The sequence below is a fragment of the Acidiphilium sp. JA12-A1 genome (assembly GCF_000724705.2).
GTDB classification, from domain to species: domain Bacteria; phylum Pseudomonadota; class Alphaproteobacteria; order Acetobacterales; family Acetobacteraceae; genus Acidiphilium; species Acidiphilium multivorum.
The window spans coordinates 1-26,430 of the sequence record NZ_JFHO01000014.1 but is presented as its reverse complement, the minus strand read 5'-3'; the positions used below and the strand labels follow the sequence as shown (position 1 = coordinate 26,430).

Here is a 26,430-nt window from a genome sequence, read left to right as displayed (position 1 = left end):
GCTCCAGACCGCGCCTCGGGCCGCGCCCCCGCCGGCGCGCCGCCCCGCCCGCTCGGCCTGCCGCGCCCGTCCATCGACCCCTCGGTCGCCCGGCTGCGCCGCGCCCGGATGCTGACCGGACTCCTGATCGCCCATCCCGACCTGCTGCCGGCGCTGGAGGAGGCCTTCGGCCTGCTCGCCCTGCCGGATGACTGCGCCCGCCTGCGCGCGGCGATGAGCGTCTGGCTCGCCACCGCCGAAGCCCTTGACTCGGCGCTCCTCCTCAACCATCTCGCTCAGTCAGGTTTGCGTGAGGCGGCGGAACTCGCCCTGTCCGTCCTGCCGCGGCGGGGCCGCGGCAAGGAGACGGCAGGCGAAGCCCTGGAGTCGCTCTGGTATGGCATCTACGGGCTGATGAATCTGGACTGGCTGCGGCAACAATGCGAGGAACAGCGGATCAGGTTCGAGCAGGACCCCACGCCCGAAAACAACAACCGTCTGCGGGCCCTCGTCGAAGCGCGCTATCGCGCCGAGCGGGGCGAAGCGGACCTCGAAGCACCAACTTGAGCGCGCGCCCCCCGCGTCGCTGCCCTGGAGATTGATACACTGATGGCGACCAAACAAGCTGCTCCCGCCGAGACCGCCGCGCCCGAGGCCGAGGCGGACACCGCGACGCTCGACATCCAGTCGGCCTCGGTCAAGCGCCTGATCGCCCGCGGCAAGGAGCGGGGCTACATCACCTTCGACGAGCTGAACGCCGTCCTGCCCTCCGAGCAGAACAGCTCCGAGCAGATCGAGGACGTGATGTCGATGCTCAGCGAAATGGGCATCCAGGTGGTCGAGGGCGAGGAAGGCGAGGAGGCGGAAACCGCCGGCCGCGCCGAGAAGGACGAGGAGGCCGCCGAGGACGAGGAGGCCGCCTCCGGCAATATCAGCGAATCGAGCGGCAGCCGCACCGACGATCCCGTCCGCATGTACCTGCGCGAGATGGGCACGGTCGAGCTGCTCTCGCGCGAGGGCGAGATCGCCATCGCCAAGCGCATCGAGGCCGGGCGCGACATGATGATCGGCGGGCTCTGCGAAAGCCCGCTGACCTTCCGCGCGATCATCTCGTGGCACGAATCCCTCAAGGACGGGAAGATGCTGCTGCGCGACGTGATCGACCTCGAGGCCACCCAGGGCGGCGGCGATGGCGGCTTCAACCCCTCCGCCGCGGTCCCCGAGGAACCCGAGGAGGACGAGGAGGGCGAATCGAGCGGCCTCTCGCTCTCCGCCGTCGAGGAGAAGCTCAAGCCCGAGGTGTTCGAGACCTTCACCGAGGTCGAGAAGCTCTACGAGAAGTTCATGAAGCTCCAGCACAAGCGGCTGGAGGCGCTGAACGCCGGCGAGGAAATGGCCTCCCGCTCGGAGAAGACCTACGAGAAGCTGCGCGACGAGCTGGTGGCCAAGGTCGAGCAGGTCAGCCTGCACAACAACCGCATCGAGGAGCTGGTCATCCAGCTCAAGGAGCTGAACCAGCGCCTGAACGGGCTGGAAGGCCAGATGCTGCGCCTCGCCGAGGGCTGCAAGATCACCCGCGACGACTTTCTCGACGCCTATCGCGGCCGCGAGATGGACCCCACCTGGCTCGACGACGTGGCGAAACGCCCCGGCAAGGGCTGGAAGGTCTTCGTCGAGCGCTACGGCACCCAGGTCACCGAGCTGCGCGCCCAGATCGGCCGCATCGCCGCCGAGGCGCAGCTGCCGATCGAGGAATTCCGCCGCGTCTATTCCACCGTCTCGCGCGGCGAGCGCGACTCCACCCGCGCCAAGAAGGAAATGATCGAGGCCAATCTCCGCCTCGTCATCTCCATCGCCAAGAAATACACCAATCGCGGCCTGCAATTCCTCGACCTGATCCAGGAAGGCAATATCGGCCTGATGAAGGCGGTGGACAAATTCGAATACCGCCGCGGCTACAAGTTCTCGACCTACGCCACCTGGTGGATCCGCCAGGCGATCACCCGCTCGATCGCCGACCAGGCGCGCACCATCCGCATCCCGGTCCACATGATCGAGACGATCAACAAGCTGGTCCGCACCTCGCGGCAGATGCTGCACGAGATCGGCCGCGAGCCCACGCCCGAGGAGCTGGCCGAGAAGCTCGGCATGCCGCTCGAGAAGGTGCGCAAGGTGCTCAAGATCGCCAAGGAGCCGATCTCCCTCGAAACCCCGATCGGCGACGAGGAAGACAGCCATCTCGGCGACTTCATCGAGGACAAGAACGCGATCATCCCGCTCGATGCCGCGGTTCATGCCAACCTGCGCGAGGCCGCGACGCGCGTCCTCTCCTCGCTCACCCCGCGCGAGGAGCGCGTGCTGCGCATGCGCTTCGGCATCGGCATGAACACCGACCACACGCTGGAAGAGGTCGGCCAGCAGTTCAACGTCACCCGCGAGCGCATCCGCCAGATCGAGGCGAAGGCCCTGCGCAAGCTCAAGCACCCCTCGCGCAGCCGCAAGCTCAGGAGCTTCCTCGAGGACTGAGGCGCCGCCATGCTCGAATACGCCCGTGTCCGTCCCGGCGAGCCGTTCGACCGCGTTCAGGTCACGGTGACGTTCCTGCGCATGGACCGTCACCCGCCGCGGACCTGGCCGGCCCTGCCGCCCGGCGCGGCGATCGAGTATGTGCCGCACATGGATGTCGCGACCTATCGCGACCTCTACGACCGTGTCGGCCAGCCCTGGCTGTGGTGGCTGCGGCGGATCATGCCGGATGCCATGCTCGCCCGCCACCTGGCCGATCCGGCGGTCGCCATCCACGTGCTCCGCGTCGATGGCGCGGTTGCCGGTTTCTTCGAGCTCGACGCGACCCCCTGGCCGGACGTCAATCTCAGCTATTTCGGCCTGCTGCCGGGGGCGATCGGCCGCGGCCTCGGCTTCGCCCTGCTGGGGGCGGCGATCGAGCAGGTCTTCGCCGGCCCGGTCCGCGGCATGACGGTCAACACCTGCACGGCGGACCATCCGCGCGCCCTGCCCAACTATCTGCGCGCCGGCTTCCGCATCGTCCGCCGCATCGACGAGATGTGGGACATTCCCCGCCGGCTCGGCTTCGAGGTGCCGGACCATCTCCGCCCCGCCCAGCGCCCGGCCTGATTCCGTGCCCCCCGGCCGTGCCGCGCCCGGGAACGGCATGATCGACCCGGTCATCCTGTACCACTCGACCCATCTCGTGGTGATCGACAAGCCGGCCGGCCTGCCCAGCCATCGCGGCCGCGGCGGCGGGCCGAGCGTGGAGGACTGGTTTCCCCGCTGGCGGCGCGGCGCCGACGGTCCCTGGCTGGTCCACCGGCTCGATGCCGATACCGCCGGCTGCCTCGCCATCGCCCGGCGCAAGACCACGCTGGTCGCCCTGCAGCGCGCCTTCGCGCAGCGCCGGGTCGGCAAGACCTACTGGGCGATCGTCGAGGGCGTGCCGGCGGCGGCGCACGGCACGATCGAGCTGGCGCTGGCCCGCCGCACCGTTCCCGGCGGCTGGCGCGTCGCGCCCGATCCGCGCGGCGATCCCGCCATCACCGACTGGCGGTGCCTCGCGGCGGGGCAGGGCAGGGCGCTGCTCGAGCTGCGCCCGCGCACCGGCCGCACCCATCAGCTGCGCGTCCATTGCGCAGAATCCGGCTTCCCCATCGTTGGCGACCCGCTCTACGGCGCCGAAGCCGGCGGCATGTGCCTGCTCGCCCGCGCGCTCGCCCTGCCGCTCGCCCCGCCGGTCGCCGTCACCGCCGCCCTGCCGGCGCATTTCCGGGCGGCGGCGGCGGCCTCAGCGCTCGACCTGGCGCAACTGGTCGAGGAACGCCCGGCAGAATGAGGCGGCGGTCCGCTCGCGGATCTTGGCCAGCAGCGCCGCATGCCGCGCGACGCGCTCCTCCGGCGGCATCAGCAGCGCCGTGTGCATCGCATCCGCCACCTGGTCGGCGTCATACGGGTTGACGATCAGCGCCTCGGTCAGGTCCTCCGCCGCCCCGGCGAAGCGCGAGAGCACCAGCACGCCGGGGTCCGCCGGGTCCTGCGCGGCGATGTATTCCTTCGCCACCAGGTTCATGCCGTCGCGCAGCGGCGTGACCAGCCCGATGCTGGCGATCCGGTAGAACCCGGCGATCGTGGTGCGGTTCACCGCCCGCGTCATGTAGCGCACGGGCGTCCAGTCGAAATCCGAATAGGCGCCGTTGATCTCGCCCGCCTGCCGGTCCAGCTCCCGCCGCAGCGACTGGTACCGGTCGACATCCTCGCGCGAGCGCGCGGCGATCTGCAACAGGCTGATCCGGCGCAGATGCTCGGGGTGGCGCAGGAACAGCCGGCCGAAGGCGGCGAAGCGAAGGGGCAGCCCCTTGGTATAGTCCAGCCGGTCCACCCCGATCGCCAGCGCGCGCCCCACCAGGCTGGAGATCAGCCGCCGCGTCTCGGTCATGCCCGCCGCCCGCCGCGCCGCCCGGGCGAACCCCTCGACATCGATGCCCACCGGCGTCACCGTCGTCATGGTGCGGTGCCCGTTATGGACGAAGCCGTCCTCGCCCACGCGCTGCATCTCCATGCAGGACGCCGCCGATTCCAGGAAATTCAACCGGTCGCCATGCGTCTGGAAGCCGACCAGATCGGCCGCCGCCATCGCCCGCACCAGATGCTCCGCCTCCGGCAGCACGTGCAGCACCGCCGGCGGCACGAACGGGATATGCAGGAACAGCCCGATCCGGTTCTTCACCCCCAGCCGGCGCAGCGCCTCCGCCAGGGTCAGGAGCTGGTAGTCATGGATCCAGATCACGTCATCGGGCTGCAGCAGCGGCGCCAGCCGGGCGGCGAACAGGTCGTTCACCGCGACATACCCCTCGTAATCGTCCCGCCGATAATCGATCAGCCCGGTCCGGTAATGCAGCAGCGGCCACAGCGCGCCGTTCGAGAAGCCGACATAGAAGCGGCGATAATCCGTCTCGCCGAGATCCACCGTCGCATAGGTGATGCCCTGATGTTCGCTCACGCTCGCCCGGTCCGAATTCGCACCGCCCCGCCGGCCCGACCAGCCGAACCAGAGCGAGCCGGGGATCATCGCGTCCTCCAGCGCCACGGCCAGCCCGCCGGCCTTCGCGCCCTTGTCGGTCGGCAGCGACACCCGGTTCGAAACGACGACGAGCCGCCCCATCCTCACACCCTCCCCGGCGCCAGCGCGCTGCCCAGCCAGGCCAGCACCGCGGCCGGCGTGCCGTCGAAATCGCGGTGAACGTGCAGCCCGTGCCCGCCCAGCGCCGCCGCCGCCGCGATCGCCTCCTCGTCGGTCACATCGTCGCCGACGAAGACCGGCACGCGCCCGGCGAAAGGCGGCCGCGCCATGAACCATTCCAGCGCGCGCCCCTTGCCCGCGCCGCGCGGGCGGATCTCCCAGGCCATGTTCGCCGCCAGCCGCTCGACCTCCGGCGCCTCCGCGATCATCGCGCCGATCATCGCGCCCAGCGCCGGCCCCGCCTCGGGTGACGCCCGGTAATGCGCGACCAGCGAGGCCGATTTCGCCTCGATCCGCACGCCCGGATGCGCCGCCGCCGCCGCCTCCAGCGCCGCCCGCCAGGCCGCGCGGTTGGCCGTCTGCCGCACCGGATGATGGATTCGCCCCGCCGCGTCGCGCAGCACGAACCCGTGCTCGGCGCCGGCGGGGAAGGGGGCCGCGGTCACCGCGTCGATCTGCGCGAGCGACCGCCCCGAGAGTATCGCCAGCGCCCCGTCGCGCTGCGCCGCGAGCCCGCGCAGCATCGCCCCCAGCCCGGCGGGCACCGCCACCTCTTCCGCCGTCGGGGCAAACTCCAGCAACGTGCCGTCCAGATCGAGGAACAGCGCGTGATCGCGCGTCAGCTTCGGTCCCATCCGGGAGAAATGGGCATGGCTGATGCCCCGATCAACCAAGGAAGCCGCTCCGGCGGCGGAAGCCTACCGCCGCGCCCCCGGCCACGACATCAGGTGATGCCCCAGCAGCATCGGAATCCGCAGCAGCACATGGCCGTCATGGACGATGTCGATCGGCGGCTCCACGGTGATCGAGCGGAACCGCGGCGCATACCGCGTCTCGATCGCCGCGACCGATCCCGGCATCGCCGCGATCAGGATATTTTCGCCGATCAGCGATTGCGGCGGCGTGACCACGCCGAACTCGTGCGGATCGCCCTCGAACACCGTCATCCGCATGCTCGGCCCCACCGCATAGGCGATCTTCCCGGCATCGAACCAGCGCAGCGCGGCGAGCGCCAGCCCCGGCTGGTCGAACTGCCCGCGCGCCTTCAGCGCCGTGCGGAAGCTGGTCCAGTCGATCGCCTGCAACGTGGGGGACTTGCCGGGCGGAAACATCGAATCGAACCCCGGCACGATGCCGAACCGCACCTGCAGGGCGATGAACAGCGCCGCCGCCACCAGCAGCGCCGCCGTTCCCTTCGCCGCCCGGCCGATCCACAGCCGCATCGTCCCCGCCTGCCGCACTACCCAGTCGCCGAGCAGCGGGAACAGCATCAGGTAGCCCGGCGCCGCCCAGTGGAACAAAATCTTGCGCGACGACCACAGCCCGATCACCGAGAACAGCACCACCGGCACCACGCCCAGCCAGGCCAGCAGCCGCGCCCGCCGGTCGCTCCCCCGCAGCCCGCCGATCATCAGCGCCACCATCGGCACGAAGATCCAGGGGGCCACGAACAGCGCCTCGCCGCCCCAGATCGCGAAGGGCCGCAGCGGATGCAGCCCGAACCCGGTCGCCCGGTCGCCCTGATAGCCGAACGACGCCCAGCCGTTCAGCGCGTTCCAGATCACCACCGGCGAGAACACCACCGCCGCCAGCACGCAGGCCACCCACGGCCCCGGCGTCGCCAGCGCCCGCCGCGCCCGCGCATCCACCAGCATGAACAGCAGCGCCCCCGCCATCACCAGCACGGCGTTATATTTCGAGGTCATCGCGAGGCCGATCAGGATGCCCGCCAGCGGCCAGAAATCCGCATCCGGCGTGGCCTCCATCTCCGGCCGCGCGATTCCCAGCGCCCGCGCCAGCGCCCAGGCGGCGCCGACGAGGAAGAAGTCGAGCGGCCCGTCCGGCAGCACCCAGGTGCCGAAGGCGAGCGAGAACACCGGCGAGATGTTCAGCCCGATCACCGCCCACAACCCCGCCGCCGGCGAGAACAGCCGCCGCGTCAGCCCGTACATCAGCCCGCCCGTCGCCGCGAACATCGCGATGAACGGCAGCCGCACGATGAACGGCGAGTGCAGCCCGGTCAGCCGCTGGATGCCGAGTTCCATCCACCACGAGATCGGCGGATGGTCGAAATACGAAAGCTGGAACGTGTGCGCGGCGGCGACCATGTAGCTCTCGTCGATCCCGAGCCCCATGCCGGCGGCGAGGACGAGCCGCGCCAGCGTCGCGGCGAGAATGACGAGCAGCGCCGCGCTGCCCGGTTTCATCTGCTTCATGACCGCACCGCATGGGCGAGGCGTGCCGGCCGGTCAAGCGCCGCCGCCCCGGTCTCACGCGAGCCTGACTTGCCGGGTGCCGAATCCCGCCCTAACACCGGCGCCACACGGAGGTTCACGATGTCACGACAAGCCCTCGACCGCCGCACCATGCTCGGCCTCTCCGGCCTCGCACTCGGCGGCCTCGCCCTGCGCTCCGCCTGGGCCGACAGCGCCCCCGCCGGCCCGGCCATCGTCCCGCTCGAAGGCCATCTCCCGCCGCTCGCCTTCCGCATGGAGGATGTCGAAACCGGCCGCCCCGTCACCGAAGCGGCCTTTCGCGGCCATCCGGTGATCCTCTATTTCGGCTTCACCCGCTGCCCGGATACCTGCCCGCTGACCATGCAGAACGCGGCGAAGCTCGTCACCCTGCTGGGCAAGGACGGCCCGGACCTGCGGGTCGCCTTCGTCACCATCGACCTCGCCTACGACACGCAAGCCCGCCTGAAGGCGTACGTCGCGAAATTCGGCAAGCCGCCGGTCTTCACCGGCCTGCGCGGCACTCCGGCGGAACTCAAGGCGGCGGCAAAGCGCTTCGGCGTCTATTACCGCGCCCCCACCGGCCCCGATTCGCCCGATCCCGAATCCGCCATCCGCCACAGCAGCGCCACCTATCTCTTCGGGCCGGACGGCCGCGCCGTCGCCCTGCTCGCCAGCTTCCCCACCTCGCGGCCCGACCTGCCGGCGGTCGCCGCCCTCATCCGCAAGACCATGGACAGATCCTGATGCGCCGCGTCCTCGCCGCCCTCGCGTGCCTCCTGCTTCCCGCGGCCGCTTCCGCCGCCCCCGCCGTCACGGCGCAGGGCGGCTGGTTCCGCTACCTGCTGCCGCAGATCCCGGCCGGCGGCTTCGTCACCCTCACCAACGCGGGCGACACGGCGGCGGTGCTGACCGGCGCCAGCTCCCCCGCCTGCGGCAGCGCGATGCTGCACCGCAGCCTCAACCGCAGCGGGATGGACATGATGATCGACGTAAACTCCATCACCATCCCCGCCCACGGCACGTTCCGCTTCGCCCCCGGCGACTACCACATCATGTGCATGAAGCCGCACATGACGGTGGGGACGACGGCGAACGTCACGCTCCGCTTCCGCAACGCGCCGGACCTGACCGTGCCCTTCACCGTCTACGGCGCCGACGGGCGTCCCACGGGCCAGTAAGACCCCCCGTGTCGCATCTCCGCCCGGCGCTGCTCGCCGCCCTGCTGCTGCTGCCAACTCTCGCTCCCGCCGCCCTCCCGCCCCAAGGCACAGCAGCGGGCAACGCGGCGCGGGGCAAAGACATCGTCGCCCACGGCACGGCGAACGGGGTGCTGCCCTGCATGGTCTGTCACGGCACCGATCTCGCCGGCAACCCGGCCATCGGCGCCCCGCGCCTCGCCGGCCTGCCGCAAGCCACCACGCTCGCCGCCCTGGCCGCCATCGCCGCCGGGAAACAGGGGAAAAACTACGTGATGCGCAACATCGCCCACGCGCTCACCGGGGCCGACCGCGCCGACATCGCCGCGTATCTCGCCTCCCTGCCGGAAGCGGACTGACCGGCCCGCCCGCGTCGGAAGAGCGTGCGTCCCGATCCCTGCGGACCGGGCCGGCGCGTCAGCCGAGCCGCGCCAGCCAGCCGGCCAGACTGCCGGGCTTGCTCCGGCTCACCGCCTCGATATCGGCGGCCAGCGCCTTGTAGTCCGGGTGCCGCGTCAGCCCGAGATCGGGAATGATGAACCGCGCCCGTCCCTTCGGGTCGAACACGTAGACCAGCGCCGAATGCACCACCTGGTATTTCTGCGGATCGGGCGAGGGGTGCACCGAGGCCACCACCCGATAGCGCCGCGTCAGCCGGTAGATCTGGTCCGGCGTGCCCCGCAGGCCGAGGAAGTGGCTGTCGAACAGCGCCACATATTTCGCCAGCACCGCGTCCGTGTCCCGCTTCGGATCGATGGTGACGAACAGGAACACCACCTTCTTCGCCGCCGGGCCAAGCGCGCGGAACAGCATGTGCAGCTTGTAGAGCGTGTCGGGGCAGACATCCGGGCAGTTGGTATAGCCGAAATAGAGCAGCACCGTCCGGCCGCGGAAATCCCGGGCGGTGACGGTCTTTCCCGTCTCCGCCTCGGTCATGGTGAAGTCGAGCGGCGGCACCAGCCCGCTCACCTCCACCACCCCGCCCTTGCCGAGCGGCACGCCGCTCAGCGTCTCCGGCCCGGAATTCGCGGCAAAGGTATTCGCGGCGAAGGCCGGGCTCAGGGCGAGGCCGGCAGCGAGCAGCAGGGCGGCGAGGGCGCGGATCATGCGCCCGGCTCGCCGATCTTCCGCTTCAGCGCCTCGTTCACCAGCGCCGGGTTGCCCTTGCCCTGCATCGCCTTCATCACCTGGCCGACGAAGAAGCCGAACAGCTTGTCCTTCCCCGCCTTGTATTCGGCGAGCTTGTCGGCGTTGGCGACAATCACCTTGTCGATCGCCTCGTCGATCGCGCCGGTATCCGTCACCTGCTTCAGCCCGCGCGCCTCGACGATCGCGCCCGCCGCATCGCCGGTGTCGAACATCAGCTCCAGCACCTCCTTGGCGATCTTGCCGTTGATCGTCTTGTCGGTGATCAGGTCGAGCAGCTCGCCGAGCCGGGCCGCGTTCACCGGCGAGGTCTCGATGCTCGTCCCGGTGCGGTTGAGATGGGCGAAGAAATCGCCGAGCATCCAGTTCGCCACCAGCTTCGCATCGCGCCCGGCGGCGACGGTCTCGAAGAAATCCGCCGTCACCTGCTCCATCACGAAGATCGACGCCTCGTAGCGCGACAGGCCAAAGTCGCGCATCAGCCGCGCCCGCTTCGCATCCGGCAGCTCCGGCAGCGTCGCCTTCAGCGACTCCACCCACTCCTCCTCCAGCACCAGCGGCAGCAGGTCCGGCTCGGGGAAATAGCGGTAGTCGTGCGCGTCCTCCTTGCTCCGCATCGAGCGGGTCACGCCGCGCGCCGGCTCGAACAGCCGCGTCTCCTGATCCACCGTCCCGCCCGCTTCCCAGATCTCGATCTGCCGCTTCGCCTCCGCCTCGATCGCCTGCATCACGAAGCGGATCGAGTTGACGTTCTTGATCTCGCAGCGGGTGCGGAACGGCTCGCCATGCTTGCGCACCGACACGTTGACGTCCGCCCGCATCGAGCCCTCGTCCATGTTGCCATCGCAGGTGCCGAGATAGCGCAGGATGGTGCGCAGCTTGCGCAGATAGGCGCCGGCCTCTTCCGGCGAGCGCATGTCCGGCTCGCTGACGATCTCCATCAGCGCGACACCCGAGCGGTTGAGGTCGATCAGCGACTTGCTCGGATGCTGGTCATGCATCGACTTGCCGGCATCCTGCTCCAGATGCAGCCGCGTGATCCCGATCGTCCGCGTCTCGCCCGATTCCAGCTCGATCTCGATCGCCCCGGCGCCGACGATCGGATGCTCGTACTGGCTGATCTGATAGCCCTGCGGCAGGTCGGCGTAGAAATAGTTCTTCCGGTCGAACCGCGAGACGAGGTTGATATGCGCGGCAAGCCCCAGCCCGGTGCGCACCGCCTGCGCAACGCACTCGCGGTTGATCACCGGCAGCATCCCCGGAAACCCGGCATCGACGAAGCTCACCTGGCTGTTCGGTTCGGCGCCGAAGGCCGTCGCCGCCCCGCTGAACAGCTTCGAGCGCGAGATCACCTGGGCATGGACCTCAAGCCCGATCACCAGCTCCCACGCGCCGGTCGTCCCCTCGATCACGTAGCTCATGCCGCGCCTCCCGCCATCACGCCCGGCCGGTGCGCGAACCCCGCCGCCCGCTCCAGCACGGACGAGACGGCGAACACCGTCTCCTCGTCGAAATGCCGCCCGATCACCTGCAAGCCGAGCGGCAGCCCGGCCGCATCCAGCCCCGCCGGCACGCTCATCCCCGGCACGCCGGCGAGCGAGGCCGGCACCGTGAACACGTCGTTGAGATACATCGTCACCGGATCGTCCATCTTCTCGCCCAGCGCGAACGCCGCCGAGGGTGCGGTCGGCGTCAGCAGCGCGTCCACCTTCCCGAACGCCTCCTGGAAATCCCGCAGGATCAGCGCCCGCACCTTCTGCGCCTTGAGGTAATACGCGTCGTAATACCCGGCCGAGAGCACGTAGGTCCCGATCATGATCCGCCGCTTCACCTCCTCGCCGAACCCCGCCGCCCGCGTGCGCTCATACAGGTCGATCAGGTCCTTGCCCTCGACCCGCGCGCCGAACCGCACCCCGTCATACCGCGCGAGGTTGGACGACGCCTCGGCGGGTGCGACGATGTAATACACCGGCAGCCCGTATTTCGTGTGCGGCAGCGAAACATCGACGATCTCCGCCCCCTCGCGCTTCAGCCAGTCGATCCCGTCCTGCCACAGCTTCTCGATCTCCCGCGGCATGCCCTCCACGCGATACTCCGCCGGAATCCCGATCCGGAGCCCCTTCACCCCGCGCCCGCACGCCGCCCGGAAATCCGGCACCGCCCGCTCGGCCGAGGTCGAATCCCTCGGATCGAACCCGCTCATCTCGCGCAGCAGAATCGCGCAATCCTCCACCGTCCGCGCCATCGGCCCCGCCTGGTCCAGCGACGAGGCGAACGCGATGATCCCGAACCGCGAGCACCGCCCATAGGTCGGCTTGATCCCGGCGATCCCGCTGAACGCCGCCGGCTGGCGGATCGACCCGCCGGTATCCGTCCCCGTCGCCCCCATCGCCATCCGTGCCGCCACCGCCGCCGCCGACCCGCCGGACGATCCGCCCGGCACGAGCTTCGCGCCATCCGCCCGCTGCCACGGATTCTCCACCGGCCCGTAGCCCGACGTGATGTTTGACGATCCCATCGCGAACTCGTCGAGATTGGCCTTGCCCAGCATCACCGCCCCGGCCGCCTTCAGCTTGCCCGACACCGTGCTCTCATACGGCGGCACGAACGGCTCCAGGATCCTCGATCCCGCCGTCGTCCGCACCCCCTCGGTGCAGAACAGGTCCTTCATCGCGATCGGAATCCCCGCAAGGGCAGGGGCCTCGCCCTTCGCCCGCGCATCATCCGCCGCCCGCGCCTGCTCCAGCGCCAGCTCCGGCGTCGTCGTGATGAACGCGTTCAGCCGCGGGTTGAGCGCCTCGACCGCCGCCACATGCGCCTCGGCCAGTTCCACCGCCGAAACCTTTTTCGCCGCCAGCGCGTCCAGCGCCGCGGCGATCGTCATATCCATCAGGCTCATTCCACCACCTTCGGCACCGCGAAGAAATCGCCGATCCGCTCCGGCGCGTTCGCCAGCACGCGGTCCGGATACCGCCCGTCCGTCACCTCGTCCTCCCGCATTCTGAGCGCCATCTGCGCCCCGCCCGAAAGCGGCGCGACCCCCTCCACATCCACTTCCGCCAATTGTTCCACATAGCCGAGAATCGCGTTGAGTTCGCCGGCGAGCCGCGGCACCGCGTCCTCATCCAGCCGGATACGGGCGAGTTTCGCGATGCGGCGCACCGTCGCGTGATCGAGAGACATGACTGATCCCTTGGGTTTCTGAGCGCGCTGGACCATAAACGCGCGCATGACACTGTTCAACCTGACCGACCTCGCCTCAACCCTGCCGCGCAACGCAAGGCTGATCGGCCTCGACCCCGGATCGAAGATCATCGGCATCGCCCTCTCCGATGTCGGCCGCCGCCTCGCCACCCCCTATGGCGCGATGAAGCGCGGCAAGCTCGCCGAGGCCGCCGCCACCATTCTCGACATCGCCCGCAAGGAAGGCGCCGCCGCCATCGTCATCGGCCTGCCCCTCTCGATGGACGGCTCGATCGGCCCCGCCGCCCAGGCCGCGCGCGACTGGGCGCACGCCATCGCCCGCGAAACCGGGCTGCCCGTCGCGATGATGGACGAACGCCTCTCCTCCGCCGCCGTCAACCGCGCCCTCATCGAGGCGGACGTCACCCGCGCCAAACGCGCCGGACGGGTCGACGCCGCCGCCGCCTCCTACATGCTCCAGGGCGCGCTCGACCTGCTGAACGAACCCCGCCCCGAAGAATGACCCCCGAACAATAATCCCCCCACCGTGAACACCGCCGCGATCCTCGCCCTCCTCGCCGCCGCCGCCACCCTCGAAGTCGGCGGCGACGCCCTGATGCGCGCCGCCCTCCACCACCATGGCCTCGCCCGCGCCCCCTTCCTCGCCGCCGGCATCCTCGTCCTCGCCGCCTACGGCCTCGTGGTGAATCTCGGCCCGTGGGATTTCGGCCGCGTCCTCGGCATCTACGTCGTCCTCTTCTTCCTCGTCGCCCAGCTGGTGAACTGGCTCGGCTTCGGCCTCCGCCCATCCCCCGCCATCCTCCTCGGCGGCGCCCTCATCTGCGCCGGCGGCCTGGTCATGACCCTCTGGCGATAACCCCCCGGCAATGACCCTCTGGCAATGACCATCCACGCCCACATGTTCTGGCACGGCGACCCGCCCCGCCGCCTCGAACGCCTCGCCATGCGCAGCTTCCTCGCCCAGGGCTACGCGCTGACGGTCTGGACCTACACCCCCCAGCCCAGCCTCCCGCCCGGCGCCACCCGGGCCGACGCCGCCGAAATCCTCCCCCAATCCGCCCTCTTCACCAACCGCCGCGGCTCAATCGCCAGCTTCACCGACTGGTTCCGCTACCTCGTCCTCTCCCGCCACGGCGGCCTCTGGACCGATTCCGACGTCATCGCGCTCCGCCCCGCCTCCGCTCTCCCGGCGCACAAATTCCTCGTCACCCAATGGGAATGGTTCCACCGCCGCCTCCGCCCGCGCGGCTGGAAAATCACCCTCAACAACAACGTCATCTTCAACCCCACCCCCACGAAGGGCGACCTGGTCGACCTCGCGCTCGCCCTCGCCGAACGCTTCCCCAAGGACGCGATCGACTGGGGCGAACTCGGCCCCGACCTGCTGACCGCGCTTTCGCGCCTCCACCCCGCCCACGGCTACGCCATCATGCCGCCCGGCTTCGCCAACCCGATCGGCTACTGGCGAAGCCCCACCGCCCTGCTGCGCCCCAACCCGCCCCGCCTGAAGCCCGAAACCGCCTTCCTCCACGCCTATGGCGAAATGTGGCGCCGCGCCGGCATCAGCCCCGACGCCCCGTTCCCCCCCGGCAGCCTCCTCGCCACCCTCGCCAAAGCTTTCGGCGAGCCCAACCCCTGATCCCGCGCCGCGCCCGTCACAACAACGTTATTGAACGTTAGTCTTTCTCACCCTCCCGCCATCATGGCACCTTCGCCGGATGCCGCAGGAGAGCGAGACAATGCCCGACACCACCCCCCCGAACACCGCCGCGCCAATCACCGGCCCGTCCCCGACAACCGCATCCCCGCCCGACATCCTCACCCTCGTGATCGAAACCTTCATCATCCCCTTCGAAGGCTTTTCTCCCACCCCCTACCGCGACGCCGCCGGCACCTGGACCATCGGCTACGGCTCCACACGCGACGACACCGGCGTCCCCGTCACCCAGGCAACCCCGCCCATCACCCGCGCCACCGCCGAAGCCCTCGCCCGGCGAGACCTCGCGAGCGCCCGCCAGACCGTCACCCACGCCGTCACCGTCCCCCTGACCACCAACCAGCAGGCCGCCCTCATCGACTTCGTCTACAACCTCGGCGCCGGCAATTTCCTCCGCTCCACCCTGCTCCGCCTCCTGAACAACGGCGACTACAAAGCCGCCGCCGCCCAGTTCCCCCGCTGGGACCTCGCCAACGGAATCCCGCTCCCCGGCCTCCGGCGGCGACGCGAGGCGGAGGCGGCATTTTTCTCCTCCGTTACGGCGGTGGGGGAGGCGGCAGCGGTGAGCGGGTACGAATAAACACGTTGCAAAATGCAAAGTTTACGGTTCAAAAATCTATTTTTTATGATAAGCTAAAGTTGAAAACGTGACATCAATATCTCGCTGAATCGACGCACCTGGCCAGCAAAATGTTACGTCTAGCGAATCGAAACTAAAAATATGAAGTAAATGCCATGAAAAAAATTGACGTTGCATATGAAATATTTTTAAAAATTGTAGATTTTATAAAATCTAATGAAGATAATATAGTTAACGAGTCAGAGACCCGATTTAAGGTACTTGACCGTATATTAATTGAAGTTCTTGGGTGGAAGCAAGAAGATATTTCTGTCGAACCTAAGACGTCTAGTGGATATATTGACTATCTATTGTCTAGTGGCGGGCGACATGTATTTGTAATAGAAGCAAAAAGAAAAGATTATGATTTATTTTCTACAAAAATTCCAGGATTTTGCTATTATAAAGTTGGAGGTCCAGCTTTGTCAGTTGCCAAAGAAGGAATTGAACAGGCGGCACGATACTGCTTTGAAAATGCTATACCCTACGCGGCGCTAACAAATGGACTATCTTGGATTGGTTTTCGTGCAGTACGGACAGATGGAATTGTATATCGTGACGGATTGGCGGCAGCGTTCCCTAATTTTGATTCAATAAAAGATAGGTTTGCTGAGTTTTATGATCTGTTTTCGTATGAGGGAGTTAGAAGTAAACTATATAATATATACCTAAATCGTGAAGAGGGTGGTGTGCTTACTGGTTCTGAAGAGCTTGTTAGCCTTGTGCCCCCTCACCCATCCCCTCATTTCGTAGTCGGCATGAAATTGCCGAATATGCCACTGCTGCGCAGCATTTCCGTGAACCGCCGCATCAGGGGCAATAGCCGATGCTTCGGCATGTTCGGGATCAATTCATAGAGCATGCATCCCTGACGGAACAACGAGTGTGAGCGGGTCTTCGATGTGTTGGACTTGAGCTGTCGATCCATTCCCAGGCTCTCGCCTGCCGTCCCGAGCATGGTCAGCAGCGCCATCGCAAACGCGCTGATCAGCAGCAGCCGATCACGCCTCTCCGGTTCGGCGATGCGGATCTCGGCCATTCCCATCCCAAAACGCAAATCCTTGACGTCTCTGAAGCTGGGTTCGATTGTCCAGCGTCGAGAATATTGCTTGATCAATGTCCCTGCAGACGCCACGGCGTCACTGCTCGCCAGGCACCATGGCTCCTTCATATCACGCGCATGGACGCACACCACGGCACCAACCTGATAGGCGTGCGAGGCGGTGACGCGTGCGCCCCGCAGTTTGCGCGCCCGGCCCGATTTACCGACCCACTCGGCCGCGGTTCGCGTCTCGCCTGCGGCATCGGTGACATGGATGTTGCCGCGGAAGCGAATGACATAGGCAAAGCCAAGCTCTGTAAGATACGCGAACAGCTTGTGGTCACCGAAGCCGCGATCGGCCAGGATGGTCACCCGGCACCCGGACGGGACAACCTCCGACAGGCGGCGCAGGCAGGTATCCTCAATGGCGTTGCGCTGATCTTTCAATTCATCTTTCCACATCGACAGCCACAACAAAGGCATCGCCCGGCCATGGCCGCTCACCAGGTTGAGCGCCAATGTTGCCTGATCATCGCCGTCGAAATCCGTCCAGTCCATGGCAACGACGATGTCCGGCTGCGAACCCACCAGATGCGGCACCCAACGGGCGAAGCTTTCCCAGACGTCGATACCCCCGTTACCGAGCAGGCGATCAACCTGCTTGATCGCGTGCTTGGTCACCAGCCCGCGCGCCTGTGCCAACGCCTGACCGATCATCGCGACGGCGAGCGACGCACCGGTCATCACGCCCAGCGTCGCAGCGGAAAGGGAGTCAACGCGCTTGGCATGGAGATCATGGGCATAAAGCTCGTCAATGAACCCACGGATATCCTTCAGCCGCCCACCATCACGCTTTTTCGATGCTGCAATTCCCATGATCCACTCTCATCCATGCATTCCAACTCTTGGTAGAGAGTCGCAGCGAATCGGCGCAAAATCTCAGCCTTTAGAAAATGAGGGGAGTCCTGAGTTGTGCCCCAAAAAGAAATTTTCTTGATGAAAAAAAATGATTTATCGAGGGATATCGATCAAGTTTTCTTAGAATTTTTTAGAACAATTACAGGCGAAACCGATAGTGAAATGCTACGCCATTGTTTTGTAGAAACTCCAGAAAGTCATGAAGCGGATCGTAGCCTTGAAAAAATTACAAGAGAAATTGTGAGCAATATTAAAGAAATTGGAAGTGATGCTGATGAATTGCTAAAAAAAGAAATACAATTGTCATTTGAAATCAAAAAAGGACAAATCATACTAATTGTTGGGAATAAAGGTGCTGGAAAATCAACCTATTTAGATCGCTTTTTTCGTTTGGTTTTAGATCGGACAACTAGAGAGCAATGCTTAATCCTACGCGTACCCCTCGAATATTCGTCGGGTAGTGTAGATGGGGTGCATGAATGGCTTACAGATCAGCTCATAGAACGTGCAGAGGAAGAGTTATATAATGGCGGAAATCCAACCTATGACGAACTGGTTGGCATATTTTTCGATCAATACCAAAGATGGTCAACAGGAGAGTTTAAACACCTTCATGACACGGATATAAGTCAATTTAAAATTAAATTCGGTGATCATATATTCAATTTACGGCAAACTAAACCTTTTAATTACCTAATTTCAGTACTAAAGAGAGCGGTTAGGCAGAGGCGGATTCTACCTTGTATAATATTTGATAACGCTGACAATTTTCCAGTTCCATTTCAAGATGTCGTATTTCAATATGCGTACTCAATATATCTCGCAGTTCTCTCGGTAGTTGTGGTGCCGATTACCGATCGGACGATCTGGCGTCTTTCAAAAACTGGTGCTTTGCAATCGTATTCTGCAAAAACGTTTTATCTGCCAGTTCCATCAACCCGTGAAGTTCTTGAAAAGCGTGTCTTATATATAAAACGTAAAATTGAAGAAGGAAGAGATCAGAGTCAGGAATACTTTACGAAAGGTGGACTACGAATCAAAATGGAGAATATGCCGGCATTTGCAGCATGCGTAGAAGAGGCATTCATTCGTACCGATTTTGTATCACGTCGGGTGGGATGGCTATCAAATTATGATTTGCGGCGAAGCCTTCAACTTTCGCAGCAGATTATTACTGCGCCAATATTGAAGGTTGAGGAACTCGTCGCTGCATATTTCAAAAGAAATGCAATAACGCTACCAGAAATGCGGGTTACACAGGCGCTTCTTCTGGGAAATTATAATAAGTATCGCTACGATGCGCATGAATTTGTTGTAGATTTATTCCGGCTTGAAATTGATAGTATTAACTCACCACTTTTACGAATGAGTTTATTGCGATTACTGATTGACAAGGCAAATTCAGCACCTGCGACATTGGGTGCATATATGTTATTTGAAGATATTGAGAACTATTTTGACGCAATGGGTGTTGCGACACAACAAATTCTGGCGGCAGTAGAGGAATTGGTAAAATATCGGCTAGTTGAGCCGTATGAACCTGATATTGAGAGAGTTTTACCTACCTCGAGGCTTGGGGTAACACTGTCCGGCCGTATGCATTTTGAAATGGCACTGAGTGATCCGGTATATATCGAGCAAATGGCACAAACGACGCCGGTTCGTTCGTATGATCTGATATTGAGCCTCAGAAATATAATGAATAAAAAGATGAGCTATGGGGATTGGCAAATGCTTAGACATGAATTCGCTGAGTATTGCCTCAAGCAAGATGAATTATTTATAAAAATGCCAAAACACAAGGCTTATAATACTCAGGGCGATTTCCGGAAGGAGTTTCGAGCGAACTGGTGCAAGCAGGAGAACTGAGGCTGAAATCCCACTGACGTAGGTCTACTAAAGACGTTTCGTATTGAATGATCTAATATTCCGCTTGACGCTAATTTTTTTGACAAACCTCCTTGCCCACCCCCACCCCCTCATGGGATTTTTGATCCCGTGACCACCCCAACCCCCCCATCCCCCGGTCTTTTGCTCCGCCCGCGCTTCGACGCCTTCATCGAAGCGCTCTGCGCCCATATCGCGGGGGAGGGCGCAAAGCGCCGCATCGCCGGGCCGCTCATCATCCTCATCTGGCAGCGCCTCCGCCGCCTCGCCGCCCGCTTCGCCCGCCTCGTCACCACCCAACCCCGGGCGCGCGCCACCCGGCCCGCAGGCCGCTCCGGCCCGCCGCACACCCTCCCGCGCGCCTTCGGCTGGCTCGCCCGCCTCATCCCCGGCACCGCCTCCGTCGCCGCCCAGTTCCGCGCCCTGCTCGACACGCCGGACATGGCCGCCCTCATCGCCGCCACCCCCGAAGCCGGGCGCATCCTCCGCCCGCTCTGTCACACGCTCGGCATCCGCCCGCCCGCACCGCTCCGCCGCCCGCGCCGGCCCCGCCGCGCGCCACCGCCCGAAGCCGCCGTCCCCCAAGCTACCCCCACGCCCCGAACCGCCGGCGCGCCATCCTGCGCCGGCGCCAAACCCCGCCTGGCCCCGCGCCCCCGGCGCCACCCGCTTCAACCCGCCCCGCCGCGAAAAACCCGCCTGACGCCGCATCGCCCCGCCGCGCCATCAACGTTCCGGATTCAAAACAAAAAGCTGGCCCGGCCGGTCGGCGCCGCGGCGGCCGGGGGGCCGGGAACAAAAAACATCCCGGCGCATGGCCATGCGCCGGGATGTCTCGCGAAGGCGTCGGTTGATCAGAGCATCATCCGATCAGATGGAGTCATCTGATCGGATAAAGATGCTCTGTTTATCAACAGGATAGAGCACGACATCCGATCCGAAAGGATCGGAACGTGCTCTAGACGCCGGGATTGGTGCTCGGCAGCGGATTGAAGTCGGACGGCACCGATGTGCGAATACCCTTGGCCACATCGGTCGGGACGATGTGATCCGCCTGGCAGCCATTGCCGCCATACTGCGGCAGCGACATGATCGCCTTGTTCGGGATCATCGCATAGCTCGCCGGCAGCGGTGCCGCCCGGCCGGTCAGCCGTGCCGGATCGAAGGCGCCCATCAGATCGCCGACATAGGGGGTCAGCGCATCGGCCGGGCCGATATTCGCCTCGCCGAATTCCTTCTCGCCATCGGCGCGGCCCTTCAGCTCGTCCGGCAGCAAGGCGAGCGGCGTCAGGCCGAACAACTCGTCGACGAACTTCACCACCGAGGACTGGCTGCCGTCCTGATGATCCACCTCATGCGTCCGTGCATAGGGCGAAATCAGGATCAGCGGCACGCGCGGGCCGAACTTGAACACCTGCTTGTCCGGACCGTTGACGATGACCGGCGGCGGCACATGGTCGTAATCGCCTTCGGAATCGTCCCAGGTGATGATGATCGCGGCATGCTTCCAGTATTTGCTCTTCGCGATCGCGTTCACCGCCTTCGCCACCATCGCCTCGCTGATCTGGGCGTCAGAATAGGCCGGGTGGTCGTCATCGCCGAGGAAGTTGGCACGCGCGGCGGCAACCGGATTGTCCGGCGTCAGGCCGAAAATGTTCTGGAAACCGCCCTTGACGTAGAACACGCCGCCGGCGGCCGGCAGGGTGCCGCCCTTGAGCGCCGTGAACAGGTCGCCGAGCCCGTGCAGGTTGGCGCGTTCATCCGGGTTGTTGGCGACGTAGCCGAAATATTGCGGGCCGTTATGGTGGGTGATGTAGGAGGCATGGGTGCCGTTGGCATCCACCGGGTTGGCGGGATCGGTCGGCTCGTGGTCGTAGCCTTCCTCATACCAGCCCCAGTTGACCTGCTTGTGGCCGGACCGGGTCAGGTAGGAGATGTCGTCATGAATGTCGGCAAGGTCGCCGGCGGCATCGCTGTCGTGACGGGTGATCGCGGTGGCATTGCGGCCCATCGTGTTGATCGCGATGGAGGCGTAGGTCTGGTTGAGCTGTACGCCATAGGTATAGGCGGACCCGCCGAAATCCCCCGCATTGACCGGCACGTTGGGCGTCTTGTTCGGGTCGAGCGGCGAGCCCCAGAGCGGGTCGTTGTCATCCATCACCGGCTCGCCGGCACCGGCCTCCGTCACCTTGAGGCCGTGCGGGTTGGTCGCGGTCGGCCCGGTTGCCGGATCGAACGTGCTGAACGCCTCGTTCGGATGCAGGGCCCACTGGGTCAGGCCGGTCTGGGCGGCGAAGATCGACAGGTTACCCGGCGTCGACGGGCCGGTGATGTCCTGGAAGACATGGTCGAACAGCACGAAGCGGTCGGCATAGCGCCAGAGGAAGGGCACCGTATCGCAATCCTCGTAGGCCATCGCGAGCTCGCCGAACTGCTTCGCCTTCAGCGAGGGATTGCCGGTCGGCGAATATTTCAGCTCCTCGGTGACGGCGAACTTGTCCATCAGCGGCTTGCCGGCGACGACGTCCATCTTGGCGGCGATGCGGGCGTGCGAATGGTCGATATCGTCGGTGTCCCACGCATACTGCTTCGGCCCGATGCGGAAGGGCGAGATGGTGCCGACGGTGCCATCGGTGTTGACCAGCGTTTGCACGAAGCCGGGGGTCTTCGCGGCCGGCTGCGAATAAAGTCCGTCAGCACCGGGGAAGGTACCGAAATAGGAGTCGAACGAGCGGTTCTCCTGATACAGCACGAAGACATACTTGATCTTCTTGCGGACGAGCTGGACGAGCTGCGCATGGGTGAGGTGGAAGCGGTGGCGGCGATGTTCGCCATGCTCGCCCTGCTCACGGCCGCCATTGTGCCAGGCCTCGCGGTCCATCAGCCCGGCGACGAAGGCGTGGGCATCGTCCGGACGGTTGAAGGCGAGGCGCCCGTCTTGCTCGGCCAGTGCCGGCTGGATGGTCATGCTCAGCGCGCAAAGTGCTGAACAAGCCATTGCCAAAGCTCGTTTCATAATTCGCTCCACACGAAATGTTTACCTCGCGCGGATATATACAGATCAAATTTCCCGATTTCGTGATAGTTCCGTTGCAAGAATGTGAAATTAACGCGGACCGAACATCCGTTGTGCCATCGTTATTGCCCGCGCCCGATAGGCGGCGTTCAAGCGCGGCGTGGCCGAATGGTAGTCGCCGATGCCCTGCATAAGGTTGCCCGCGCGGTCGATGTCAGTGCGCAGGATGAAGGCGGCGGCGGCAATATTGAAACACGGATCGTCGATCAGGCGTCGTCGCGTTTCGCGTGCGCCAAGCCGTGCCCGGCGGGCGATCGTATCGAGCCAGACACTGTTCACCTGCATCGGCCCATAATCCGCGGTGCCATTGGAATCCGGGCGAACGAGCCCGACATGTCCCCCCTCGATCCGCGCGATCACCGGCAGGACGCGAGGCGGAAGATGATAGACCGAAGCTGCAAGAATCATGCAGCGCAACAGCGAGGTCATCGTGATATCTCCGTGAAATCGTCATCGTGCGCGCCGCCGTCGCTGGCGCTTGCGCCACCCTCTCGGATACTCACGCGTTCATGAACGTAAAGGCAGAACGTGCTGACGGTGAGGGCGGCTACACGCTGCTCGAGCTTCTCGTGGTTATCGTCATTCTCGGACTTCTGATCGCGCTTGTCGGCCCCGCCCTGCTCAGTCAGCTCGGCCGGGCCAAGGCGAGCATCGCCGAACAGTCGATCGAGCGGATCGGCTCGGTGCTCGACCTGTTCAAGCTCGATGTCGGCAGCTACCCGACGACCGATCAGGGGTTGCAGGCGCTGATCGCCAAGCCGGCCGGGGTGAGCGGCTGGCACGGTCCGTACCTGAAGCAGACCACGCTGCCGCGCGACCCGTGGGGGCATCGGTTCATCTATCAGGCGCCCTCGGCGCGGCCGGGGCTTGCCTATGATTTGTGCTCGAAAGGGCCGAAGGACGTGACCGCGGCGCCGGGTGCGCCGGGGATGATCTGCAACCGCTGAGGCGGGTTCAGCCACAGCGCGCATCCGACCAGTCCAGCACGATATAGGGCGCATCGACATTCGCGGGTGTCAGGCGGATGGTCGCACAGCGCTCGGCACGGGCGAGGCCCGGCCCGGTGGCCACCGCCTCGATCCGCACCACCGGCGGGCCGCTCACATGCCCGCCCGGCAGGTCGATCCGCCCCGCCAGCCCCACCGCCGCGCGCACCGCCGGATCCGCCGTCGCGAGGTCGGGCAAGGCGGGGGCGTAGAGCGAGAGATGCGGGCGCAGCCGGGCGAGCAGGCCCGGCGTCATCCCCGGCAGGCTGGCAAGCTCGGCGAGGCTGCGGAACGGCGCCTGCGGCGGACCTTCGGCGCTGCCGGCGGCGCGGTAGCGGGCGAGGAGGGCGGCGAGGCGGGCGGGCGCGAGGGCGGGATCGCGCGCCTCGACCAGGGTTTCGGCGAGGCTGCGGGCCGGTGCGGCCGCCATGCCGCCGACGCGGAACAGCGCTTCCAGCAGGGGGGCGGGTGCGGTGTCGGGGTTGATCCGGCCGGCGACGCCGCTGGTGGCAAGACGGACATGCGATGCGCCGATCCGCACATCCCGCGGCGCGGCGCCGCCGGCATCGAGCCGGGCGACGGCGAGCCACACACCGCCGTCGGCCGCCGCCGCCGCCACCGCGGCGTCGCGCAGGTTGCCGGCGATCGCCATCTGCTGGCGGGCGGCGACCAGCAGCCGGGTGACGAGGAAGCCGAACAGCACCAGCACCGCCAGCACGATCAGCAGCGCGAAGCCGCGGTCGTCGTGCCGGCGGGGCCGCGCCATGCTCAGTGCAGCCCGAGATGCCGGCGCAGCGCCGCTTGCGGATCGGCCGATCCGTCCATCGGCAGGCCGTTGAGTTCGGCGGGCACGTTGGCGGCGTTGGGCAGCGCCTGTTCGAGGTCGCTTGTCAGCGCCGCCGCGTCGGTCGCGTCGTGGACGACGTGCGGGGTGATCAGCACCAGCAGCTCCTGCCGCGCGCGGCTGTTGTCCTGCGTGCCGAAGAGCGGGCCGAGCAGCGGCACGTCCTTGAGGAAGGGCAGGCCGGAATTGCCGCGCTGGACATTGTCGGTGATCAGCCCGGCGAGACCGATCGTCTGCCCGTCATGCACGACGACGCTGGAGGAGACGGCGCGCTCGGAGAAGGTCGGCGAGTTCAGCCCCTGGGTGGTGACCGAGGGGGCGACGTTGCTCACCTGTTGCGAGACCGTGAGCGCCACCAGCCCGTCGCTGGAGATATGGGGGGTGATCTGCAGGATCACGCCGGTTTCCTGGTAGTTCACCGAGTTGATGACCGGCGCGCCGGTGGTCAGCGTGCTCTGCGAGGTCTGCGAGAGATAGGGCACGAGATTGCCGACCAGCAGGTTCGCCGTGCGGCCGTTCTGCACGAGGAGCTGCGGCGAGGAGAGCACCTGCACCTGGGTGACCGATTGCAGCGCGGAGATCGCGAGCGGCGCGCCGTCGCTGCCATGGCCGGCGAGGACGAAGCCGGGGAAGCTCTGGTTCAGGGCGGCGGTCGCACCGGTGCTGAGCACCGCGTTGATGCCGCCGGACTTGAAGAAGAACTGGGTGCCGTATTTCAGCGCGCCGTTGAGATCGACCTCGGCGATCGTCGCGTCGATCTCGACTTCCAGCGGCTCGATGTCGAGCTTGCGGAGCATCGCCTCGACCGAGGCGTTTTCCGAGGCGTCCGCCCGCACCAGGATCGCGTTCTGGCGGGGATCGGCGATGATCCTGAGGCCGCTTGAATCGCCGCCGCCGCCGGCGCTGCCGCCGAGCGGACCGAGCAGCGGATTGCTCGCCGCCGCGTGGGACGATGCGGGTGATGCGGCGGGCGAGGCGGCGGGGGATGCGAGGCCTGCGCCGAGACCGGAGGCGGTGCCGCTGCTAGTGCCGGGGGCGGCGCCGAGCCCGGCGGTGGTGCCGGTGCCGGAGGTGCCGGCCGCGTTGCCCACCAACCCGCCCGATCCCATCAGCGTCTGCGCCGAGACGCCGGGGGCGGTGTTGCCCGTGGTGTCCGACGCCGAGGGTTGGGCCGTCACGTCGTTGGGGGTGAAGGCTTCCTGCAACACCTCGGCGACGTCCCCGGCGCGGCTGTTGCGCAGGTAATAGACGTGCCAGGCCCGGTGCGTCGCCGCTTCCTGCCGGGCGAGGGTGCGGTAGACCCGGTCCGCCGCGCGGATGGCGGCGCCGGAGGGGGCAATCACCAGAACGGCGCCGATGCGCACCAGCGGGACCACCTTGACCACGCCGTCCGCCTTGCCGGCGTGCAGCGCCTGGGTCAGGGCGGTGGCGAAATCGCGCGCGTTGGCGCCGGTGGCGGGGTAGAGCGCGTAGGACTGGCCGGCGAGGGCATCGACGTCGAAGGCGCGGATCAGCGCGAGCAGGGTGGCGCGGACCTGCGGATCGCCTTCGACGATGAGGGCGTTGCGGTCCGGCTCGGCGATCACCTTTCCGCCCTTGCCGACATAGGGTTGCAGCACGGCGGCGAGATGCGCCGCGCTGACATGGGTGAGGGTGACGACGCTTGATCCGTCGAGCCCCGGCGCGGTGGCGAGGGCGGCGGCCGCCTTGTCGGCCGGGACGACCTGGTAGAGCCCGTTGCTGCGGATGAGGGCGGCGTGGTTCTGCGCGAGCAGGGTTTGCAGCGTCGGGATCAGGGCGGAGGCGGGGATGTCGTGCGCCGTGCGCAGCGTCGCCTTGCCCTGCACCGCCGGGTCGATCGTGTAGGTGACGTGCAGCATGTTGCCGAGGATCTGGGCGACGACGGCGCGGATGTCGGTATCGGCGAAGTCGAGCGAGACATCGCCGCTGCCGGCGGGTAGCGGCGCACCGGGGGCGCTTGCGGGCGGCGCTTGGCCGGGGCTCGCGGTGATCGCGCCGGTGACGGGTGGGGTGGCGATCACGGCGTCGGCGCGGCCCGGAATGGTGGCGGTGGGGGGGCCGATGTCGCGGCGGGTGCGGGGGCGAGCAGGCGGGTGGCGCTGGGCGGCAGCGGGCGTCGGGTGCACCCGGCGAGCAGGGCGGCTGCCGTGAGGACGCCGGCATGGACACGGGCGCGCATGGTTTCGCTCGATCTCCTGGGATTTATCGGGGGCCGGGATGGACAAGGATGCCGGCTTCGGCGGCCGGCTTCGGCGTGGTGGCGGGCGGTGCCGCGCCGGTCTCGTGGGCGAAGCGCGGCACGAGGCG

The 26,430-nt window shown here is 66.0% G+C and carries 26 protein-coding genes and 1 pseudogene; 15 read left to right on the top strand and 12 right to left on the bottom strand.

Features of this window, described 5'->3' with window-relative positions; translation table 11 throughout:
* From RT91_RS02955 to RT91_RS02940, 4 genes and pseudogenes are all read left to right on the top strand, one after another.
* Nucleotides 1-546, top strand: a pseudogene (locus RT91_RS02955) (DNA primase); the annotation flags it as partial.
* A gap of 42 nt (nucleotides 547-588) precedes the next feature.
* On the top strand, nucleotides 589-2,505 hold the full coding sequence (rpoD, locus tag RT91_RS02950) for an RNA polymerase sigma factor RpoD (RefSeq protein ID WP_007423767.1): 1,917 nt from the start codon (nucleotides 589-591) through the stop codon (nucleotides 2,503-2,505).
* A 9-nt stretch (nucleotides 2,506-2,514) separates the two neighbouring features.
* Nucleotides 2,515-3,114, top strand: coding sequence for a GNAT family N-acetyltransferase (locus RT91_RS02945; RefSeq protein WP_007423768.1), 600 nt, complete (start codon nucleotides 2,515-2,517; stop codon nucleotides 3,112-3,114).
* 37 nt (nucleotides 3,115-3,151) lie between these two features.
* Nucleotides 3,152-3,826, top strand: coding sequence for an RluA family pseudouridine synthase (locus RT91_RS02940; protein WP_035185701.1), 675 nt, complete (start codon nucleotides 3,152-3,154; stop codon nucleotides 3,824-3,826).
* On the opposite strand, the gene RT91_RS02935 is transcribed toward RT91_RS02940, so the two are convergent.
* The 3 genes from RT91_RS02935 to RT91_RS02925 are packed head-to-tail and all read right to left on the bottom strand — an operon-like array spanning nucleotide 3,779 to nucleotide 7,446.
* Nucleotides 3,779-5,152: a trehalose-6-phosphate synthase gene (locus RT91_RS02935; protein ID WP_035185699.1), complete on the bottom strand. Its 1,374-nt coding sequence runs from the start codon at nucleotides 5,150-5,152 to the stop codon at nucleotides 3,779-3,781. The genes RT91_RS02940 and RT91_RS02935 overlap by 48 nt on opposite strands.
* Nucleotides 5,153-5,154: 2 nt before the next feature.
* Nucleotides 5,155-5,904 (bottom strand): trehalose-phosphatase, encoded by a 750-nt coding sequence (otsB, locus tag RT91_RS02930; RefSeq protein WP_231844488.1) that lies wholly within the window; start codon nucleotides 5,902-5,904, stop codon nucleotides 5,155-5,157.
* A gap of 24 nt (nucleotides 5,905-5,928) precedes the next feature.
* Nucleotides 5,929-7,446, bottom strand: a complete 1,518-nt coding sequence (locus RT91_RS02925) for a glycosyltransferase family 39 protein (RefSeq protein ID WP_035185697.1) — start codon at nucleotides 7,444-7,446, stop codon at nucleotides 5,929-5,931.
* A gap of 120 nt (nucleotides 7,447-7,566) precedes the next feature.
* Here RT91_RS02925 and RT91_RS02920 point away from each other — a divergent pair, with 120 nt between their 5' ends.
* The 3 genes from RT91_RS02920 to RT91_RS02910 are packed head-to-tail and all read left to right on the top strand — an operon-like array spanning nucleotide 7,567 to nucleotide 9,022.
* Nucleotides 7,567-8,211: an SCO family protein gene (locus RT91_RS02920; RefSeq protein ID WP_007424409.1), complete on the top strand. Its 645-nt coding sequence runs from the start codon at nucleotides 7,567-7,569 to the stop codon at nucleotides 8,209-8,211.
* Nucleotides 8,211-8,645: a copper chaperone PCu(A)C gene (locus RT91_RS02915; protein ID WP_035185695.1), complete on the top strand. Its 435-nt coding sequence runs from the start codon at nucleotides 8,211-8,213 to the stop codon at nucleotides 8,643-8,645. Before RT91_RS02920 ends, RT91_RS02915 begins: the two co-directional genes overlap by 1 nt.
* 8 nt (nucleotides 8,646-8,653) lie before the next feature.
* Entirely contained in the window at nucleotides 8,654-9,022 is a 369-nt protein-coding gene (locus tag RT91_RS02910) for a c-type cytochrome (protein ID WP_035185694.1), read from the top strand.
* 58 nt (nucleotides 9,023-9,080) lie between these two features.
* Here RT91_RS02910 and RT91_RS02905 read toward each other — a convergent pair whose 3' ends face one another.
* The 4 genes from RT91_RS02905 to gatC are packed head-to-tail and all read right to left on the bottom strand — an operon-like array spanning nucleotide 9,081 to nucleotide 12,992.
* The gene (locus RT91_RS02905; RefSeq protein ID WP_035185692.1) at nucleotides 9,081-9,770 is read right to left on the bottom strand and encodes an SCO family protein; all 690 of its coding nucleotides are present in this window, start codon (nucleotides 9,768-9,770) and stop codon (nucleotides 9,081-9,083) included.
* Nucleotides 9,767-11,230 carry an Asp-tRNA(Asn)/Glu-tRNA(Gln) amidotransferase subunit GatB gene (gatB, locus tag RT91_RS02900; RefSeq protein ID WP_035185690.1) on the bottom strand — a complete coding sequence of 488 codons (1,464 nt, stop codon included), beginning with the start codon at nucleotides 11,228-11,230 and terminating at the stop codon, nucleotides 9,767-9,769. The genes RT91_RS02905 and gatB overlap by 4 nt, the downstream gene beginning before the upstream one ends.
* On the bottom strand, nucleotides 11,227-12,708 hold the full coding sequence (gatA, locus tag RT91_RS02895; protein WP_013639763.1) for an Asp-tRNA(Asn)/Glu-tRNA(Gln) amidotransferase subunit GatA: 1,482 nt from the start codon (nucleotides 12,706-12,708) through the stop codon (nucleotides 11,227-11,229). Before gatA ends, gatB begins: the two co-directional genes overlap by 4 nt.
* Nucleotides 12,705-12,992: an Asp-tRNA(Asn)/Glu-tRNA(Gln) amidotransferase subunit GatC gene (gatC, locus tag RT91_RS02890; protein WP_007424402.1), complete on the bottom strand. Its 288-nt coding sequence runs from the start codon at nucleotides 12,990-12,992 to the stop codon at nucleotides 12,705-12,707. Before gatC ends, gatA begins: the two co-directional genes overlap by 4 nt.
* Before the next feature lie 46 nt (nucleotides 12,993-13,038).
* Between gatC and ruvX the strand changes: the two genes are divergently transcribed.
* The 5 genes from ruvX to RT91_RS21300 all read left to right on the top strand — a co-directional run bounded on the left by ruvX (nucleotide 13,039) and on the right by RT91_RS21300 (nucleotide 16,206).
* Complete coding sequence (gene ruvX, locus RT91_RS02885; protein WP_035185687.1) at nucleotides 13,039-13,515, top strand: Holliday junction resolvase RuvX; 477 nt, start codon at nucleotides 13,039-13,041, stop codon at nucleotides 13,513-13,515.
* A gap of 24 nt (nucleotides 13,516-13,539) precedes the next feature.
* Nucleotides 13,540-13,869 (top strand): hypothetical protein, encoded by a 330-nt coding sequence (locus RT91_RS02880; protein ID WP_007424400.1) that lies wholly within the window; start codon nucleotides 13,540-13,542, stop codon nucleotides 13,867-13,869.
* A 24-nt stretch (nucleotides 13,870-13,893) separates the two neighbouring features.
* A complete protein-coding gene (locus RT91_RS02875; protein WP_035185685.1) occupies nucleotides 13,894-14,652 on the top strand; it encodes a glycosyltransferase in 759 nt (252 codons plus the stop codon).
* A 100-nt stretch (nucleotides 14,653-14,752) separates the two neighbouring features.
* Nucleotides 14,753-15,310: a lysozyme gene (locus RT91_RS02870; protein ID WP_035185709.1), complete on the top strand. Its 558-nt coding sequence runs from the start codon at nucleotides 14,753-14,755 to the stop codon at nucleotides 15,308-15,310.
* 155 nt (nucleotides 15,311-15,465) lie between these two features.
* Complete coding sequence (locus tag RT91_RS21300; protein ID WP_152982786.1) at nucleotides 15,466-16,206, top strand: hypothetical protein; 741 nt, start codon at nucleotides 15,466-15,468, stop codon at nucleotides 16,204-16,206.
* Here RT91_RS21300 and RT91_RS02865 read toward each other — a convergent pair.
* Nucleotides 16,092-17,267: an IS4 family transposase gene (locus tag RT91_RS02865; RefSeq protein ID WP_240314168.1), complete on the bottom strand. Its 1,176-nt coding sequence runs from the start codon at nucleotides 17,265-17,267 to the stop codon at nucleotides 16,092-16,094. The two genes, RT91_RS21300 and RT91_RS02865, sit on opposite strands and share 115 nt — an antisense overlap.
* A 96-nt stretch (nucleotides 17,268-17,363) precedes the next feature.
* Between RT91_RS02865 and RT91_RS21295 the strand changes: the two genes are divergently transcribed.
* On the top strand, nucleotides 17,364-19,178 hold the full coding sequence (locus RT91_RS21295) for an ABC transporter ATP-binding protein (RefSeq protein ID WP_152982785.1): 1,815 nt from the start codon (nucleotides 17,364-17,366) through the stop codon (nucleotides 19,176-19,178).
* Nucleotides 19,179-19,307: 129 nt separating this feature from the next.
* Nucleotides 19,308-20,084, top strand: a complete 777-nt coding sequence (locus RT91_RS02860) for a hypothetical protein (protein ID WP_240314167.1) — start codon at nucleotides 19,308-19,310, stop codon at nucleotides 20,082-20,084.
* 70 nt (nucleotides 20,085-20,154) lie between these two features.
* Here the strand turns inward: RT91_RS02860 and RT91_RS02855 are convergent, their stop codons facing one another.
* Both RT91_RS02855 and RT91_RS02850 read right to left on the bottom strand, forming a co-directional pair.
* Nucleotides 20,155-22,194 carry a phospholipase C gene (locus RT91_RS02855; protein WP_240314166.1) on the bottom strand — a complete coding sequence of 680 codons (2,040 nt, stop codon included), beginning with the start codon at nucleotides 22,192-22,194 and terminating at the stop codon, nucleotides 20,155-20,157.
* Nucleotides 22,195-22,302: 108 nt separating this feature from the next.
* Entirely contained in the window at nucleotides 22,303-22,701 is a 399-nt protein-coding gene (locus tag RT91_RS02850; RefSeq protein WP_007421351.1) for a lytic transglycosylase domain-containing protein, read from the bottom strand.
* An 80-nt stretch (nucleotides 22,702-22,781) separates the two neighbouring features.
* Between RT91_RS02850 and gspG the strand changes: the two genes are divergently transcribed.
* Entirely contained in the window at nucleotides 22,782-23,219 is a 438-nt protein-coding gene (gene gspG, locus RT91_RS02845; RefSeq protein WP_035185683.1) for a type II secretion system major pseudopilin GspG, read from the top strand.
* Between the two features lie 7 nt (nucleotides 23,220-23,226).
* Here the strand turns inward: gspG and RT91_RS02840 are convergent, their stop codons facing one another.
* Complete coding sequence (locus RT91_RS02840) at nucleotides 23,227-24,024, bottom strand: type II secretion system protein GspK (protein ID WP_035185681.1); 798 nt, start codon at nucleotides 24,022-24,024, stop codon at nucleotides 23,227-23,229.
* 2 nt (nucleotides 24,025-24,026) lie between these two features.
* Nucleotides 24,027-26,249, bottom strand: a complete 2,223-nt coding sequence (gspD, locus tag RT91_RS02835) for a type II secretion system secretin GspD (protein ID WP_055726001.1) — start codon at nucleotides 26,247-26,249, stop codon at nucleotides 24,027-24,029.
* Nucleotides 26,250-26,430 lie beyond the last annotated feature (181 nt).